The following is a 16,167-nucleotide window of genomic DNA, read 5'->3' on the forward strand; positions in this document are numbered from 1 at the left end:
TTTAAACAATTAACCGATTAACCCAATAAAACAATGACCAATGACCAATGAACCAATGACCAGTAAACCAATGACCAATAAACTAACAAACCATTCTCTCATTCAATAATTCACACATTCAATTATTATGTCTCAAACCAGGAGAAAATTTTTACAAAATACAGCGGTGGTAACCGCGGCCTCATTTTTGGCCCCGATACAAAATGTAAATGCATTTAAAAGTGTAAAAGCAAAGGCTGGATACGAACTTTTATTTATGCAAACCGATTGGGGTTTTGACGGTAGCAGGGATGAATTTTGTGCAGCTGCTAAAAAGGAAGGTTATGAGGGGATAGAAGTGTGGTGGCCAGGAGAAGATCAGGCGGTAAAAGAACTTTTTGAAGCCGTTAAAAAGCATAAATTAGAGATTGGGTTCTTATGTGCAGGATCGGCATCAAATATAGGTGAGCATTTAGCTGTTTTTAAAAAGAGTTTAGATGCCATTTGTGCCAATACCTACCAAAAACCCGTTTACATCAATTGCCATTCGGGAAAAGACTATTTCAGTTACGAAGAAAACAAACAGATTATCGATTATGTAACGGCAAAACGAAAATCGTCGGGCATACCGATTTATCACGAAACACACCGCAGCAGGATGATGTTTGCCGCGCCTGTTGCCAGGAATTTTGCGGAGAAAAACCCTGAAGTAAGATTCACCCTCGATATTTCGCATTGGTGTAATGTACACGAAAGTTTATTGAGTGATCAAAAACAGACCATTGATTTTATTTTAGAAAAAACAGATCACATCCATTCGCGTGTTGGGCACCCCGAAGGGCCACAGGTAAACGATCCGCGGGCACCAGAATGGGCGAGAGTGGTGGAGGCACATCTGGCCTGGTGGGACAAGGTCATCGCACGGAAAAAGCAAAACGGAGAACGGATGACTATCCTTACCGAATTTGGTCCGGCAGATTATATGCCTACCTTACCTTATACCCGTCAGCCTGTTGCCGATCAATGGGGCATTAATGTGTATATGATGAATTTATTAAGAAAGAGATATCAATAAAAGATGCTTGAGTTTTTTGGCCGTTTTCACCCTGTATTTGTCCACCTTCCCATTGGGATTTTATTGTTGGCCTGTATCTGTATCCTATTGTCCTTTAAAGCCAGCTTTACCAACCTGAAGCCTGCAATTCCCCTTATGTTGTTTTTAGGGGCGCTTAGTGCTATTGTTTCTTGCGTTACCGGCTATCTTTTGGCCAATGGAGGTGATTATGATGGTAAATTGGTAAGTTATCACCAATGGATGGGCATTAGTGTTGCCATTTTATCGCTGGCGCTATTGGTTATTTATAAAAAAGTTAAATCTAACGGGATACTTGGAACAGTTGCTACTATTCTTGTTGTGCTCATATCCATTACTGGCCACATGGGCGGTTCTTTAACCCATGGTTCTGATTATTTAACTGCACCACTTAAAACAGGTGGTAAAGCAGGAGGACCAGCCATTCCGGCTATTGCCAATGTGCAAGAAGCCTTTGTTTATCAAAATGCCATTCAGCCACTCTTCAAAAGCAGGTGTTACAGTTGTCATGGCAGCGAAAAACAGAAAGGTAAACTGCGATTAGATGAAGAAGTTTATATTTTAAAAGGCGGAGAAGATGGGCATACCCTTGTAAAAGGCAAAGCCGACGAAAGTGAGCTGATCAAACGGATTCTGTTGCCGTTAAGTGATGAAGACCACATGGCGCCCAAAGAAAAACCTCAGCTTACCGCCAACGAAATTACCTTGTTAAAGTGGTGGATAAACAATGGTGCCGATTTTAAAAAGAAATTTAAAGAGCTGCCCCAAACCGACGAGATCAAACCGGTATTGGCCAGTTTGCAAAAAGGCGAGGCAGCAGGTGGAGAAATAAAAAACAGCGATATCCCGACAGAAGAGGTAAGCGCTGTTGACAATACTGTATTGAAGAAATTTACAGATGCAGGTATCACAGTGATCCCAATCGCACAGAATACAAATTACCTTTCGGCAAACTTTATCAATGCACAATCGATGGGTAAAGATGTTTTAGATCTGATTAAATCCATCGATAAACAGTTGCTTTGGCTTAAGTTGGAAAATAACAAGGTAAATGATCAAACATTAACGGCGCTCAAAAATTGTAAAAACTTAACGAGATTGAGTTTGAACAATACCCAAATCACCGATGCGGGTTTAATGGCTTTAAAAGATTTAGATCAGCTACAGTCATTGAGTTTAGTGGGCACAAAAGTTACGGCTAAGGGGATTAATCAGTTAAAGAAACTTCAAAACCTCAAGTTTCTGTACATCTACCAAACAGGAGTAAGTAAAACCGATCTGGCCAGTATAAAAAAACTATTACCGAAAGTAAGTTTAGATACCGGAAATTATAAAGTACCCATGCTCGCACAGGATACTGTTGTAGTTAAGGCACCATAGTAATCATGACTCAAGCCTGTTGACGGAGCTTTTAAGCCCATTGTCGGAGCAATTAGGTCCGTCGCTGAGGCTTTTAGGTGGCTGATCTGAGCTTTTAGGTGGTGCATCGAAGCTTTTGAGTGGTGAATTGATGCTTTTGAGCGGTACATCGGAGCAATTAGGTCCGTCGCTGAGGCTTTTAGGTGGCTGATCGGAGCTTTTAAGTGGTGCATCGAAGCTTTTGAGTGGCGAATTGATGTTTTTGAGCGGTACATCGGAGCAATTAGGTCCGCCGCTGAAGCTTTTAGGTGGCTGATCGGAGCTTTTAAGTGGTGCATCGGAGCTTTTGAGTGGCGAGTTGATGCTTTTGAGAGGTACATCGGAGCAATTAGGTCCGCCGCTGAAGCTTTTTGGTGGCTGATCGGAGCTTTTAAGTGGTGCATCGGAGCTTTTGAGTGGCGAGTTGATGCTTTTGAGAGGTACATCGGAGCAATTAGGTCCGCCGCTGAAGCTTTTAGGTGGCTGATCGGAGCTTTTGAGTGGCGAATTGATGCTTTTAAGTGGTACATCGGAGCAATTAGGTCCGTCGCTGAAGCTTTTAGGTGGGCGATCGGAGCTTTTAAGTGGTGCATCGGAGCTTTTGAGTGGCGAGTTGATGCTTTTGAGCGGTACATCGGAGCAATTAGGTCCGTCGCTGAAGCTTTTAGGTGGCTGATCGGAGCTTTTAAGTGGTGCATCGGAGCTTTTGAGTGGCGAATTGATGCTTTTGAGCGGTGCATCGGAGCTTTTGAGTGGCGAATTGATGATTTTGAGCGGTACATTGGAGCAATTCGGTCCCTCGCTGAGACTTTTTAGTCTGTTGTTGGAGCAATTAGCTTCGTTCGCGGAGCTTTTTAGTGCTTAATTCAAACTTTTAGGTGTTTGGCAGCCCCCCAGATATACAAGAGGTAGGCTTCGTGTTAAAAGAGTTAGTGTTCATTCATAAAGGGTTATATAATGGTATACAAAAAGTCTTTTCTATTCTTTGTTAATGATTTGTTAATATTAAACTTGCAACTTATGGCAATTAATGGATAACAATGGTTAAGGCAAGCGATTTTGGTTCAGATTTTTTGTGGGGAGTAGCTACAGCTGCAGCGCAGATAGAGGGTACCGCAACCCAATATGGTAAAGGGCCTTCCATTTGGGATACCTTTACGGCGAAAAACGGAAAAATAAAGAAGAACCATAAATTAGACCCTGCCTGCGATTTTTACCATCGATACACTGAAGATGTTGCCCTGGTTAAACTTTTGGGATTTAAAGTTTTTAGATTTTCTATTGCCTGGTCGCGGATTTTGCCTGCAGGCAGGGGAGAGATCAACCAGGAAGGTATCCGCTTTTATCACAACCTTATCGACGAATGTTTAACACAGGGAATTACGCCCTATGTGACGCTCTATCATTGGGATCTGCCACAAGCTTTAGAAGATGAGGGTGGCTGGACAAGTTTCAGCATCAATGCAGCCTTTAATGCTTTTGTAAGCATCTGCGCTTTAGAATATGGCGATAAGGTGAAAAACTGGATTGTCTTAAATGAGCCCTTCGGTTATACCTCTTTGGGTTATATGCTGGGTGTACATGCGCCTGGTAAAACGGGTCTGAGTAATTTCTTTCCGGCAGTATTGCATACGGCCTTAGCGCAGGCTGATGGAGGAAAGATTTTGCGCGCCGAGATCAGCAAAGCCAATATCGGTACTACCTTCTCCTGTTCGGAAGTGATCCCAAACACGCAAAGCGACAATGATCTGCTTACGGCCAAACGTGTAGATTGTTTAATGAACCGCCTGTTTGTAGAGCCTACCCAGGGTATGGGTTTTCCTACCGCCAATTGGGATGTACTGGAAAAATTTCAGATTGAGTATGGTACCTGGCGGCTTCAGGAACGGATGAAATTCGATTTTGATTTTGTCGGACTTCAAAACTATTTCCCGTTAACGGTAAAGTACAATGCCTTTATTCCGGTAATCCAAGCCTGGGAAGTGAAAGCCAAAAGCAGGAAAAAACCACATACAGCGATGGGCTGGGAGATCAATGCCGATAGCTTTTATAATATTATAAAACAGTTTGCGGCTTATCCGAATATCAAAAATATCATCATCACCGAAAACGGTGCAGCTTACCACGATAAATTAACCGATGGAAGGATAGAAGACCCTGAGCGGATCGAATATTTTAAACTTTACCTCGATGCCCTGTTAAAACTTAAAAACGAAGGTGTAAATGTTAGCGGTTACATGGCCTGGACATTAATGGACAACTTTGAATGGGCCGAAGGTTTTACCGCCAGGTTCGGATTAATTTACAACGACTTTAAAACACAAGAACGTAATATTAAAGATTCTGGTTATTGGTGGCAGGAGTTCCTAAAAAGCTAGTTGATAAATCGTGGTTTTGTCTTTCTTTTATTAAACAAATTATTATGTTTGATTTATGAATGATAGAACCGTTGTTTATAGCACGTATTATAATCCTATTGAGGCCAACATTATCAAAGCCAGATTGGAAGACAGTGGTTTCTCCTGTTTCCTGGCAGATGAAAATGTGTCTACGATCCAGCCATTATACAACCAGGCAATTGGAGGGGTAAAACTCATCGTTTTTGAACGCGATGTAGAAGCCATTGATACCTTATTGGCCGAAGACAATAGTTTGGCGCTCGAAACTTCAGATGATACGGTTCCTGGCGAAGAAGCAGAAGAAGGCCCAGTGCCTTGTGAAAAATGTGGGTCTAAAAATGTGGGTTATGGTATGGCAACCGATAAAAAATATAGTGTTTGGGCCACCATATTGGCCTTTCTAACGGTTACTACTCCCGTTAAGGCCAATAAATGCTACCATTGTTACGATTGTGGTCACGAGTTTTAAAGCCGGCATGACCTTTAAAATTGATCTTAAACATCAGCTTAGATCTTTGAAGTATTGCTGGTTACCAGGTGTTTTAATTATAACTCCCCTGACCATTGATGCGCTTGGCTGGTGGCCATTTGTAAATTTCCGCTTCTTTTGGTACATATTATTAGTTGTATTCATCTTTTTACTACCAGTTTTTTATTTACACATCACCTATTATATCAAAAATCGAAACGTTAGTTTTACAATATCTGACGATTCCGATTCGTATACTTATATAGATAATAACCAGCGATTTGAATTTAAACAAAGAGATATCGACGTTATTGAACAGCATATCGGGATCTATCAAGAAAATAATCGTGATTTTGCAAACCGCCGAATCACGCTGTGGACAAATTACCACTATGTTAAAATTCAATTGAAAAGCGGAAATCATTTCTTTTTAACCTCCCTTATGATTGATTATAAAAGTTTTCCAATGCATATTTATACAACAAAATATCGCTTCATACCCTATTTAAAATGATCTGTTCTTTGGGAAATATTTTAATACTACTTTCCAAAAAAAACAAGGCAATTATTTGTTTTATCTTTTGAAGCGCAAGGCCCGGAGCCACTATTAAAGTTTGTTCCCGTTCTACGCTGAATCCTTGCGCTGCGCTTCAGGGATGCTGCTGCGCCCGGGGCTGGAAAGTTAATTTCCTGCAACGAGGGCAAAGTCTCCCCTCACGGTGGTCCAGAGAGTCTTTGTGCTAAAAGCGATTGTCTCTGCCATCTAAAACCCGATATACGCGAATGCTGGTTTTTTTCTAACCAGCAGCAGCATTAGCGGGGCCAAACCCAGCCTAAGAACCACTGCAACTGCTTTCCAAAAAAATAAGGCAATTATTTGTTTTGTTTTTTGAAGCGCAAGGCCAGAAGCCACTATTAAAGTTTGTTCCCGTTCTCCGCTGTATCCTTAAACTGCGCTTAAGGGATGCCGCTACGCCCGGGGCTGGAAAGTTAATTTCCTGCAACGAGGTCGAAGTCTCCCCTCATGATAGTCTTAGGGGATTTTCGTGCGAAAAGCGATTGTCTCTGCCATCTAAACCCGATATACGCGAATGCTGGTTTTTTTTCTAACCAGCAGCAGCATTAGCGGGGCCAGACCCAGCCTAAGAACCACTGCAACTGCTTTCCAAAAAAATAAGGCAATTATTTGTTTTGTTTTTTGAAGCGCAAGGCCAGAAGCCACTATTAAAGTTTGTTCCCGTTCTCCGCTGTATCCTTGCGCTGCACTTCAGGGATGCCGCTGCGCCCGGGGCTAGAAAATTCGTTTCCTGCAAGGAAGGCAAATTTCACATCATAGGTGTCATCCTGAGCCTGTCGAAGGACTTTCAATGCGATTTTAAGACGTTTCGAATGGAGGTTAGCGCAATCGGGGTAAGGCCCCTTCATTAGAGAATACATTTTCGCAACAAAAAATCCCATCCTGAATTAACAGAATGGGATTATTCGATATATAGACTCTAGACTTAGGACTAAAGACTTCGGACTATTTTAAAGCCCCGCTTTAGCAGCCGCGTCTCTTCTAATGATATTTAATGCACCACCAGCAACAAACCACTCAATCTGCTGCGCGTTGTAACTGTGGTTAACCGGGAACTGCTCTTCTGTGCCATCAGCATGGTGTAATACCAATGTTAATGCTTTATCTGGAGCAAATTCCGTTAATCCTAAAATATCGATGGTATCGTCTTCCAAGATTTTGTCGTAATCATCTTTATCCGCAAAAGTTAAACCCAGCATGCCTTGTTTCTTCAGGTTGGTTTCGTGGATACGGGCAAAAGATTTTACCAATACGGCACGAACACCTAAGTGACGGGGCTCCATGGCTGCATGCTCACGTGATGAACCTTCGCCATAGTTTTCATCACCTACTACGATAGAGCCTAAACCAGCGGCTTTGTAATCGCGTTGGGTTGCAGGAACAGGACCGTACTCACCTGTTAATTCATTTTTAACATTATCTGTTTTATCGTTGAAGTAGTTTACTGCACCAATCAGCATGTTGTTGGAAATGTTATCGAGGTGACCACGGAATTTTAACCATGGACCGGCCATAGAAATGTGATCCGTTGTACATTTACCTTTTGCTTTGATTAACAGTTTCAAACCTTTTAAGTCGGTACCTTCCCAAGGGGTAAATGGATCCAACAATTGTAAACGGTGTGAAGTTGGAGAAACCAAAACCTGAACGGATGAACCATCAGCTGCCGGTGCCTGGAAACCTGCATCATCTACAGCAAAACCTTTGGTTGGCAATTCATCGCCTGTAGGTGGATCTAATTTAACCTGTTCGCCTTTATCGTTTGTTAAGGTATCTGTTAAAGGATTGAAACCTAAATTACCTGAAATCGCAATTGCAGCAACCATTTCGGGCGATGCTACGAAAGCAAAAGTATTCGGGTTACCATCGGCGCGTTTAGCAAAGTTTCTGTTAAACGAGTGTACGATTGTATTTTTTTCTGCTTTCTCTGCACCAGTACGGTCCCACATACCAATACATGGTCCGCAGGCGTTGGTAAAGATCGTAGCATCTAAATCTTCGAAAGTTTTCAAAAATCCATCACGGTCTGCAGTATAACGTACCTGCTCAGAACCTGGATTGATACCGAAAGCCGATTTGGTTACTAAACCTTTTGCAATGGCCTGGTTGGCGATAGAAGCCGCTCTTGATAAATCTTCATAAGAAGAGTTGGTACAAGAACCGATTAAACCCCACTCTACTTTTAACGGCCAGCCGTTTTTCTCTGCCTCCACTTTCATCTGTGAAACCGGGGTAGCCAAATCTGGTGTAAACGGACCGTTTAAATAAGGTTCTAAAGTATCAAGATCAATCTCAATCACCTGATCGAAATAGTTTTCAGGATCAGCATAAACTTCATCATCACCAGTTAAATAAGCAGCAATTTTGTTGGCTTCATCAGCAACTTCATTTCGGCCGGTGGCACGTAAATAACGTTCCATGCTTTGGTCGTAACCGAAGGTAGAGGTGGTTGCACCAATTTCGGCCCCCATGTTACAGATGGTACCTTTACCTGTACAGCTTAAGTTAATGGCGCCGTCGCCAAAATATTCTACAATTGCACCAGTACCACCTTTTACGGTAAGGATACCAGCCACTTTAAGGATTACATCTTTCGCAGCAGTCCAGCCGTTTAATTTTCCTGTTAATTTAACACCGATTAATTTAGGGAATTTAAGCTCCCAGGGTAAACCAGCCATTACATCACAGGCATCGGCACCACCAACACCAATCGCAACCATGCCCAAGCCACCTGCATTTACAGTGTGCGAGTCGGTTCCGATCATCATTCCGCCCGGAAAAGCATAATTTTCTAAAACTACCTGGTGGATAATACCAGCTCCCGGTTTCCAGAAACCGATACCATATTTGTTTGATACAGAAGACAGGAAATCAAAAACTTCTGCACTTTCTGTTTTAGCATGAGGTAAATCTATTGCAGCACCTTCTTTAGCCGTAATTAAGTGATCACAGTGAACTGTAGAAGGAACAGCCACTTGTGGCCGGCCCGCCTGCATAAATTGCAATAAAGCCATTTGTGCAGTTGCATCCTGCATCGCAACGCGATCTGGTGCAAAATCTACGTAATCAGAACCACGTTTAAATGCCGTTTTAGGATCTCCATCCCAAAGGTGAGCATATAATATTTTTTCAGATAATGTTAAAGGTCTGCCAACTACTTTACGTGCAGCCTCTACACGGCTACCAAAGTTTGCATACACCTTTTTGATCATGTCTATATCAAAAGCCATACTTTTTTTATTTTATTTTATTGTCAATAACAACACTGACTAAATTAAACAATTTTTAAGAGACTTGTTTTTGTGAATTGTCAAATTGTGTTATTTAAAAACATTCTAATCCAATTTTTACATCAAACAAAAAGGCTATCCGCTTTACCAGATAGCCTTGTTATTGATTAACAAACCAGATGTTTATTTGTTTCTTATAGTTTGGTAGAAATAGGGGTAAACTTGGTTAAGTTAATGCCTTCTACTGCTAATTTATATTCTTCAATATTTGGAATGCGACCTAAGATGGCAGAAAGAACCACTACCGGCGTAGATGCCAATAAGGACTCGCCTTTTTTACCATCTTTATCTTCTACCACACGGCCCTGAAATAAGCGGGTAGATGTAGCCATTACGGTGTCGCCTTTAGCCGCTTTCTCCTGGTTACCCATACAAAGGTTACAACCCGGACGTTCCAAATACATGATGTTCTCATATTCGGTACGTGCCGAGCTTTTTGGTAGGGCATCGCTAAACTCAAATCCTGAGTATTTTTGTAAATATTCCCAGTCGCCTTCTGCTTTCAATTCATCAATGATATTGTAAGTAGGGGCCGCAACTACCAATGGCGCCTTGAATGATACTGTACCCGTTTTGCTCTCTACATTCCTCAACATCTGAGAAACGATTTTCAGGTCGTCTTTGTGTACCATGCAAGAACCTACGAAACCAAGATCTACTTTTTTATCGCCTCCGTAGAACGTTAAATCTCTGATGGTATCGTGCGTATAACGTTTAGAAACATCTGCATTATTTACATCCGGATCGGCAATCATTGGCTCATTGATGATATCCAGATCAATAACTACTTCCGCATAATATTTCGCATTGTCATCCGGCATTAAAGCTGGTTTGATACCGGTTTTAATTTCTTCGATTCTTTTGTTTGCTTTGTTGATCAAGCCCTGTAAAACCTGGTTATGGTTGTCCATACCTTTGTCTATCATGATTTGAATACGGCTTTTAGCAATTTCTAAAGATTGGATCAAAGTATCGTCCTGTGAAATACAGATCGATGCTTTTGCTTTCATCTCTGCCGTCCAGTCTGTAAAAGTAAAAGCCTGATCGGCTAATAGCGTACCAATGTGTACCTCAATGATACGCCCCTGGAATACGTTTTCGCCATCAAACTGTTGCAACATCTGCAATTGTGTCGCATGAACCACATCACGGAAATCCATGTGTTCTTTCATCTGACCTTTGAAGGTTACTTTTACCGATTCAGGAATCGGCATAGAAGCCTCGCCTGTTGCCAATGCCAGGGCCACGGTACCCGAATCGGCACCGAAAGCTACACCTTTCGACATACGTGTGTGCGAGTCGCCACCGATAATAATTGCCCACTCGTCAATGGTGATATCGTTTAATACCTTGTGGATAACATCGGTCATTGCATGATATTCGCCTTTAGGATCGCGGGCAGTAATCACACCGAAGTCATTCATAAACTTCATCAGTTTAGGAATATTTGCCTGTGCTTTTTTATCCCAAACAGATGCGGTATGGCAACCTGATTGATAAGCGCCATCAACAATTGGAGAAATCACTGTAGCAGCCATTGCCTCTAATTCCTGAGCGGTCATCAAGCCTGTTGTATCCTGTGAGCCTACAATGTTTACTTCTACGCGAACATCGGAACCCGCATGTAAAACTTTGCCCTGTGTTAAACCAACTGCATTTCTGTTGAATATTTTTTCTACCGCGGTTAAACCCTGACCTTCGATAGATACTTCTTTAGCCGGAGCGAATACCAGCGGTGCTTCGATACCTAAAGTTTTAGCGGCAAATGTTTGGATTTTTTTACCAAATACGATGGCGTAAGAACCACCTGCTTTGATAAATTCTACTTTTTGCGGAGTCAAAGCTTTTGAAATGTCAATCAGCTCCTGGTCGCCGTTATATAATTTTTTAGTTTTGGTATTGATTGTAAGTACCGTACCAGTTTCTATGGCGTAAACCTGCTCTAAAATCGGCTCGTCGTTTTCATTGCGAAGCACATTGCCATTTTCATCTGTTTTCTTCACCCAGTTTTTAAGGTCGATTCCAATACCACCAGTTACATCAACTGTGGTTAAGAAAATTGGCGAAATACCATTGGTACCCCCAACAATTGGGGCGATGTTTACAAACGGGATATAAGGGCTGGATTTTTTACCCGTCCAAAGTGCCACATTGTTTACGCCCGACATACGTGAAGAACCTACACCCATGGTGCCTCTTTCGGCAACGAGCATCACGCTTTTATCCGGATGTTGTGCCTGCAATGCCTGGATTTCCTCTTGAGCCTCTGGCGTAATCATGCATTTACCGTGCAGCTCGCGATCTGAACGCGAGTGGGCCTGGTTACCCGGAGACAATAAATCTGTAGAAATATCGCCAATGCCCGCAATAAAGGTGATCACTTTGATTTCTTCTGCCACTTCAGGGAGTTTGGTAAAGAATTCAGCCTGAGCGTAACTTTCTAAAATTTCTTTAGCAATATCATTGCCGTTGTTGTAAGCTTCTTTTAAACGGTCGGTATCGGCATCGTACAAGAAAACCTGTGTTTTAAGTACATCTGCAGCTTTGTGGGCTTTATCACCATTATCGGCCAAAGCAATGTCTAATAAAACTTTAATAGACGCCCCGCCTTTCATGTGCGATAACAACTCAAAAGCAAAATCAGGTGTAATTTCTGCAACGATGGTTCCGCCTAGAATAATTTCTTTTAAAAACTCTGCTTTTACACCAGCTGCTGCGGTAGTACCCGGCAAGGTGTTGTATATGAAAAAAATAACAGCTTCTGCTCTGTTAAAATTATTTACATTTTTGATTTGATCGATGATTTCGCTTAATAATTCAGCTCCATCAATAGGTTTAGGGTGAAGACCTTGTGTTTTTCTTTCTTCAATCTCCTGGATATAATCGTTATAAATACTCATCTTAGCTATTTTATTCTTTTTGCTATAGTTCGTGCAATACAAAAATGCACCTGCTTTTTACAAGAAGAATACTGTTATTTACATGTTAATTTGTGGTTATTGACCGTAAAAAATCGGTTTTATGGTCAAAGCAAAAATAACAAAAAGCAATCTTTAAATGTAATTTAAGCAGGTGATTAGATAATTTGGAATGGTTCTAAACTAAAGGTGCTGGGGGAGGATTTTAAATCATTCCTCTTGAAGGATAGCAATATCATTGATAGGGCTTTATCAAAGGGGGTATCAATCGTATACCGGCTTTTAAAGAAGATTGCAGTGATCCACCTTTCCACAAGCGTTCGTTATCGGACAGATTTGTGCGATTTTGAACAGTTAATTATTTTTATATACGTTAATTATTTGATATTCAAATTATTGAATGCTGTATATAGCCTTGGCATAAGATTGGCTTAAGACTAAAGTGTTGAAAAAGTGAAACCCTTTTCAGCAAAATACGCTAATGCTTTAGGCAGTGTGTAGGATAAACGATCAAATGCTTTTAAACTATCGTGAAAAACAATGATAGAACCATTTTCGCTGTGTTTGATCACGTTCTGATAGCATTTTTCGGGTGAGAGTTTGATGTCGAAATCGCCACTGAGTACATCCCACATCACGATGTTGAGCTGGGAGCTGGGAGCTGGGAGTTGGGAGTTGTTTGGCGCTTTAGACTCCGAACTCCAAACTAACGACTCCAAACTTTTGATCTGGCTCTTTTTAATCCTTCCGTAAGGAGGGCGAAAGAGATTAGATTGTGTGAGTTCCTGGCATTTTAGTGTATTTTCGAGATAGGTTTCATCATCGGTTTTCCAGCCTTTTAAATGGTTAAAAGTATGGTTGCCAATGGCATGTCCGGCGGTTTTTACACGTTCAAAAACATCGGGGTGTTTTACAATATTATCGCCAATGCAAAAAAATGTAGCTTTAGCATTGAAAGCTTTCAAAGTTTTTAATACAAAATCTGTAACATTGGGTATGGGTCCATCGTCAAAGGTCAAATAAATAACTTTTTCGGTGCGGGATTTATTCCATAATAGCGATGGATAATACCATTTTAGCAGAAGCGGTGATTTGATCAGGTACATTTTAGCAACAAAGTTACTAAATGCCTGTACAGATTGAAATTATTAAAGTTGTTTATATAGATTTGAAACAAATTATGAAGATGTTTACCAAGAAGAAGTTAATTACCGGTTTTGCTTTTGCTGTTGCGCTCGGTTTTGTTAGTAATGTTAATGCCCAGGAGGTTTTAACTATCCAGCAAGCAGTAGATAATACCCTTAGAAATAATTTACAGATCAAACAGGCGGCTTTTAGTGCTGCTTTAAGTAATGAAACGCTCAGTCAATCGAAAAACGCGCTTTTACCAACGCTTAACGGATCAGCAAGTTATAATAAAAACTTTGGACGTAGTATCGATCCATCAACCAATCAGTTTATTTCACAGCAGTTTTCATCGGCAAATGGTAGCTTAAGTGCAAGTGCCGATCTTTTTCAGGGTTTTCAGAAAATAAATCAGATCAGACAGAACAAACTTTTGCTTGCTGCCGATCAAACCAATGTAGATAAAATCAAAAATGATCTGATTCTGCAGGTGGTAACCTCGTACATGCAGATTTTATACAATAAAGATTTATTGGCTGCGTCGCAGCAACAATTAGAGGTTGCTAAACAGACCTTAAAAAGAGAGCAGGCTTTATTGGATGCGGGTAATAAAACCCTTGCCGATATTTCTCAGGCCAAATCGCAGGTGGCAACTGCCGAACTGAATACAACAAACGCTCAAAATACATTGTCGGTGTCTTATTTAACTTTAAATCAATTAATGGAAATGCAACCAGAAAATAGATTTGAAGTAAAAGCTCCAGCCATTGCCGAAAACTATTCTTTACAGAACAGTTACGATATTAATACCATTTTTACCAGTGCGGTAACTACTTTCCCGGATATTAAGATGGCATCATTAAGAACAGAAGCCGCATTGAGGGGTATTAGTGTTGCAAAATCATCTTATTATCCACGACTTTCATTCGGTGCGGGTTTGGGATCAAATTTTTCGAGCGGTAGAAGTAAGGTGCTTTCTATTACTCCTAATGGTTTTTCAGAAATAGGACGGACTTTAGGTACGAATGAATCTGTAGTGGCTCCTGATTTTGTAACCGTATTGGGTAAACAGGCCTTTGGTTCGCAGATAGAAGATAACTTTAACCAATACGTTGGTCTAAATCTTTCTATTCCGATTTTTAATGGTTTTCAAGCCAGAACTAATGTTAGAAAAGCAAAAATCAACTATCAAAATACCCAGGTGCAAGAACAATTGACCAAGAATAATTTAAGTAAAGTGATCTCACAAGCTGTTTACGATTTAAAAGCAGCCGAAAGCCGCTATTCATCAACACAGAATGCTTTTCAGGCTCAAAAAGATGCTTTTTATGTAATTGAGCAACGCTATAATGTAGGCCTGGTTAATTCATTGGATTATAGCACTGCACAAACCAATAGAAATAAAGCAGAAATAGATTTTATTCAAGCTAAATACGATCTTTTGTTCAGAGCAAAAGTGATCGATTATTATTTAGGCAAACAGATTACTTTTTAGGACTAAAAACTTGAGGAATAGGGCTTAACTTTTAAACATTACAACCTTAATACAAACAAACGAAATACAATAAATTATGAAACTGAAGCATATTATTATTACCGTAGTTGCTATCGTGGCTCTGCTAGTTATACTTAAGCTAACTGGAGTGATTGGTGGTGATAAAACCGAAAAAGTAACTACAGAAAAAGCATCAGATAAAACTGTTGTAGAAACAGTAACCGCGAGTGGTAAAATCCAACCAGAAACCGAGGTGAAATTAAGTTCTGAGGTATCGGGAGAGGTAGTAGAATTAAAGGTAAAGGAAGGTGACATTGTTAAGGCTGGTCAATTGCTTTGTAAAGTACGTCCGGATGTTTTACAATCGGGTTACGAAAGAACAGTGGCTAGTTTTAATGCCCAAAAAGCGAGTGTAGCTGCTGCGCAACAACAATTGATACAAAACCAGGCGAACTTTGTAAATGCAGATGCAACCTACAAACGTAATGTAGAACTGTTTAATAAAAAAGTAATTTCTGCATCAGAATTTGATGCGGCTAAAGCGGCATTTTTAACTGCAAAAGCTAATTTGGCCAGTGCAAAAGAAAATGTAACCGGTGCAAAATTTACCTTAGACCAAACTGGTGCAAACGTTAAAGAAGCTGGAGCAAATTTAGCTAAAACAACCATTTATGCGCCAGTTGATGGTGTGGTTTCAAAATTATCAATCGAATTGGGAGACCGTATTTTAGGAACGTCGCAAATGGCGGGTACAGAGATTATGCGTATTTCTAACCTATCATCAATGGAGGTTAACGTTGATGTGAACGAAAACGATATTACCCGTGTTAAAGTAGGCGATAAAGCTTCGATTGAGGTTGATGCTTTCTCTGACAAAAAATTTAGAGGGGTAGTAACTGAAATTGCAAGTTCATCAACTGCTGTAGGTACTGCAGTGTCAACTTCCGTAGATCAGGTAACCAATTTCTCAGTAAAAATCAGAATTACGGAAGAACTGGCAGGTAAACAACAATCTATTTTCCGCCCGGGGATGTCTGCAACAGTTGATATTGAAAGCGAATCGTTAACAGGTTTGGCTATTCCAATACAGGCCGTATTTACCGATAACGCGAAATCTGCTGATGCAGGTCAAAACCAGGGTAACCAGGAAAATACCGACAAGCAGAAGTCCAAATTGACCGATAAAAAGGTGAAACAATATATTTATGCTTACGATGCTAAAACCAAAAAAGTTAAAAAGACAGAGGTAACCACAGGTATCCAGAATGACCAGTTCATTATTGTGAAATCTGGTGTGAAAGCAGGCGAAGAAATCGTAACCGGTCCATATTCTGCGATCCAAAACAAATTAAAAGACGGAATGCTGGTAGAAAAAACATCTAAAGACCAATTGTTTAGCAAAGACGGCAAGAAGTAGTTTATAA

At 40.7% G+C, this 16,167-nt stretch carries 10 protein-coding genes; 6 read left to right on the plus strand and 4 right to left on the minus strand.

From position 1 onward, the window contains the following. The first annotated feature begins 127 nt into the window (after window positions 1-127). A complete protein-coding gene (locus R2S57_RS14610) occupies window positions 128-1,054 on the plus strand; it encodes a sugar phosphate isomerase/epimerase (protein ID WP_316845695.1) in 927 nt (308 codons plus the stop codon). Between the two features lie 3 nt (window positions 1,055-1,057). Further along, window positions 1,058-2,452 (plus strand): c-type cytochrome domain-containing protein, encoded by a 1,395-nt coding sequence (locus R2S57_RS14615; protein WP_316845696.1) that lies wholly within the window; start codon window positions 1,058-1,060, stop codon window positions 2,450-2,452. On the opposite strand, the gene R2S57_RS14620 is transcribed toward R2S57_RS14615, so the two are convergent. Then, window positions 2,401-3,252, minus strand: a complete 852-nt coding sequence (locus R2S57_RS14620) for a hypothetical protein (RefSeq protein WP_316845697.1) — start codon at window positions 3,250-3,252, stop codon at window positions 2,401-2,403. The genes R2S57_RS14615 and R2S57_RS14620 overlap by 52 nt on opposite strands. Before the next feature lie 258 nt (window positions 3,253-3,510). Between R2S57_RS14620 and R2S57_RS14625 the strand changes: the two genes are divergently transcribed. Further along, window positions 3,511-4,848, plus strand: a complete 1,338-nt coding sequence (locus R2S57_RS14625) for a GH1 family beta-glucosidase (protein ID WP_316845698.1) — start codon at window positions 3,511-3,513, stop codon at window positions 4,846-4,848. Between the two features lie 55 nt (window positions 4,849-4,903). Beyond that, window positions 4,904-5,338, plus strand: coding sequence for a DUF2007 domain-containing protein (locus R2S57_RS14630; protein ID WP_316845699.1), 435 nt, complete (start codon window positions 4,904-4,906; stop codon window positions 5,336-5,338). A 1,527-nt stretch (window positions 5,339-6,865) separates the two neighbouring features. Here R2S57_RS14630 and R2S57_RS14635 read toward each other — a convergent pair. The 3 genes from R2S57_RS14635 to R2S57_RS14645 form a co-directional block, all read right to left on the minus strand. After that, window positions 6,866-9,145, minus strand: coding sequence for an aconitate hydratase (locus R2S57_RS14635; RefSeq protein WP_316845700.1), 2,280 nt, complete (start codon window positions 9,143-9,145; stop codon window positions 6,866-6,868). Window positions 9,146-9,339: 194 nt separating this feature from the next. After that, window positions 9,340-12,105 (minus strand): bifunctional aconitate hydratase 2/2-methylisocitrate dehydratase, encoded by a 2,766-nt coding sequence (locus R2S57_RS14640; RefSeq protein WP_316845701.1) that lies wholly within the window; start codon window positions 12,103-12,105, stop codon window positions 9,340-9,342. A gap of 455 nt (window positions 12,106-12,560) precedes the next feature. Further along, the gene (locus R2S57_RS14645) at window positions 12,561-13,229 is read right to left on the minus strand and encodes a polysaccharide deacetylase family protein (protein WP_316845702.1); all 669 of its coding nucleotides are present in this window, start codon (window positions 13,227-13,229) and stop codon (window positions 12,561-12,563) included. Window positions 13,230-13,249: 20 nt separating this feature from the next. On the opposite strand from R2S57_RS14645, the gene R2S57_RS14650 reads away from it, so the two are divergent. Next, window positions 13,250-14,743, plus strand: coding sequence for a TolC family protein (locus tag R2S57_RS14650; RefSeq protein ID WP_316845703.1), 1,494 nt, complete (start codon window positions 13,250-13,252; stop codon window positions 14,741-14,743). 76 nt (window positions 14,744-14,819) lie between these two features. Continuing rightward, window positions 14,820-16,160 (plus strand): efflux RND transporter periplasmic adaptor subunit, encoded by a 1,341-nt coding sequence (locus R2S57_RS14655; RefSeq protein ID WP_316845704.1) that lies wholly within the window; start codon window positions 14,820-14,822, stop codon window positions 16,158-16,160. Window positions 16,161-16,167 lie beyond the last annotated feature (7 nt).

The sequence above is a fragment of the Pedobacter psychrodurus genome, assembly GCF_032678585.1.
GTDB lineage: Bacteria > Bacteroidota > Bacteroidia > Sphingobacteriales > Sphingobacteriaceae > Pedobacter > Pedobacter psychrodurus_A.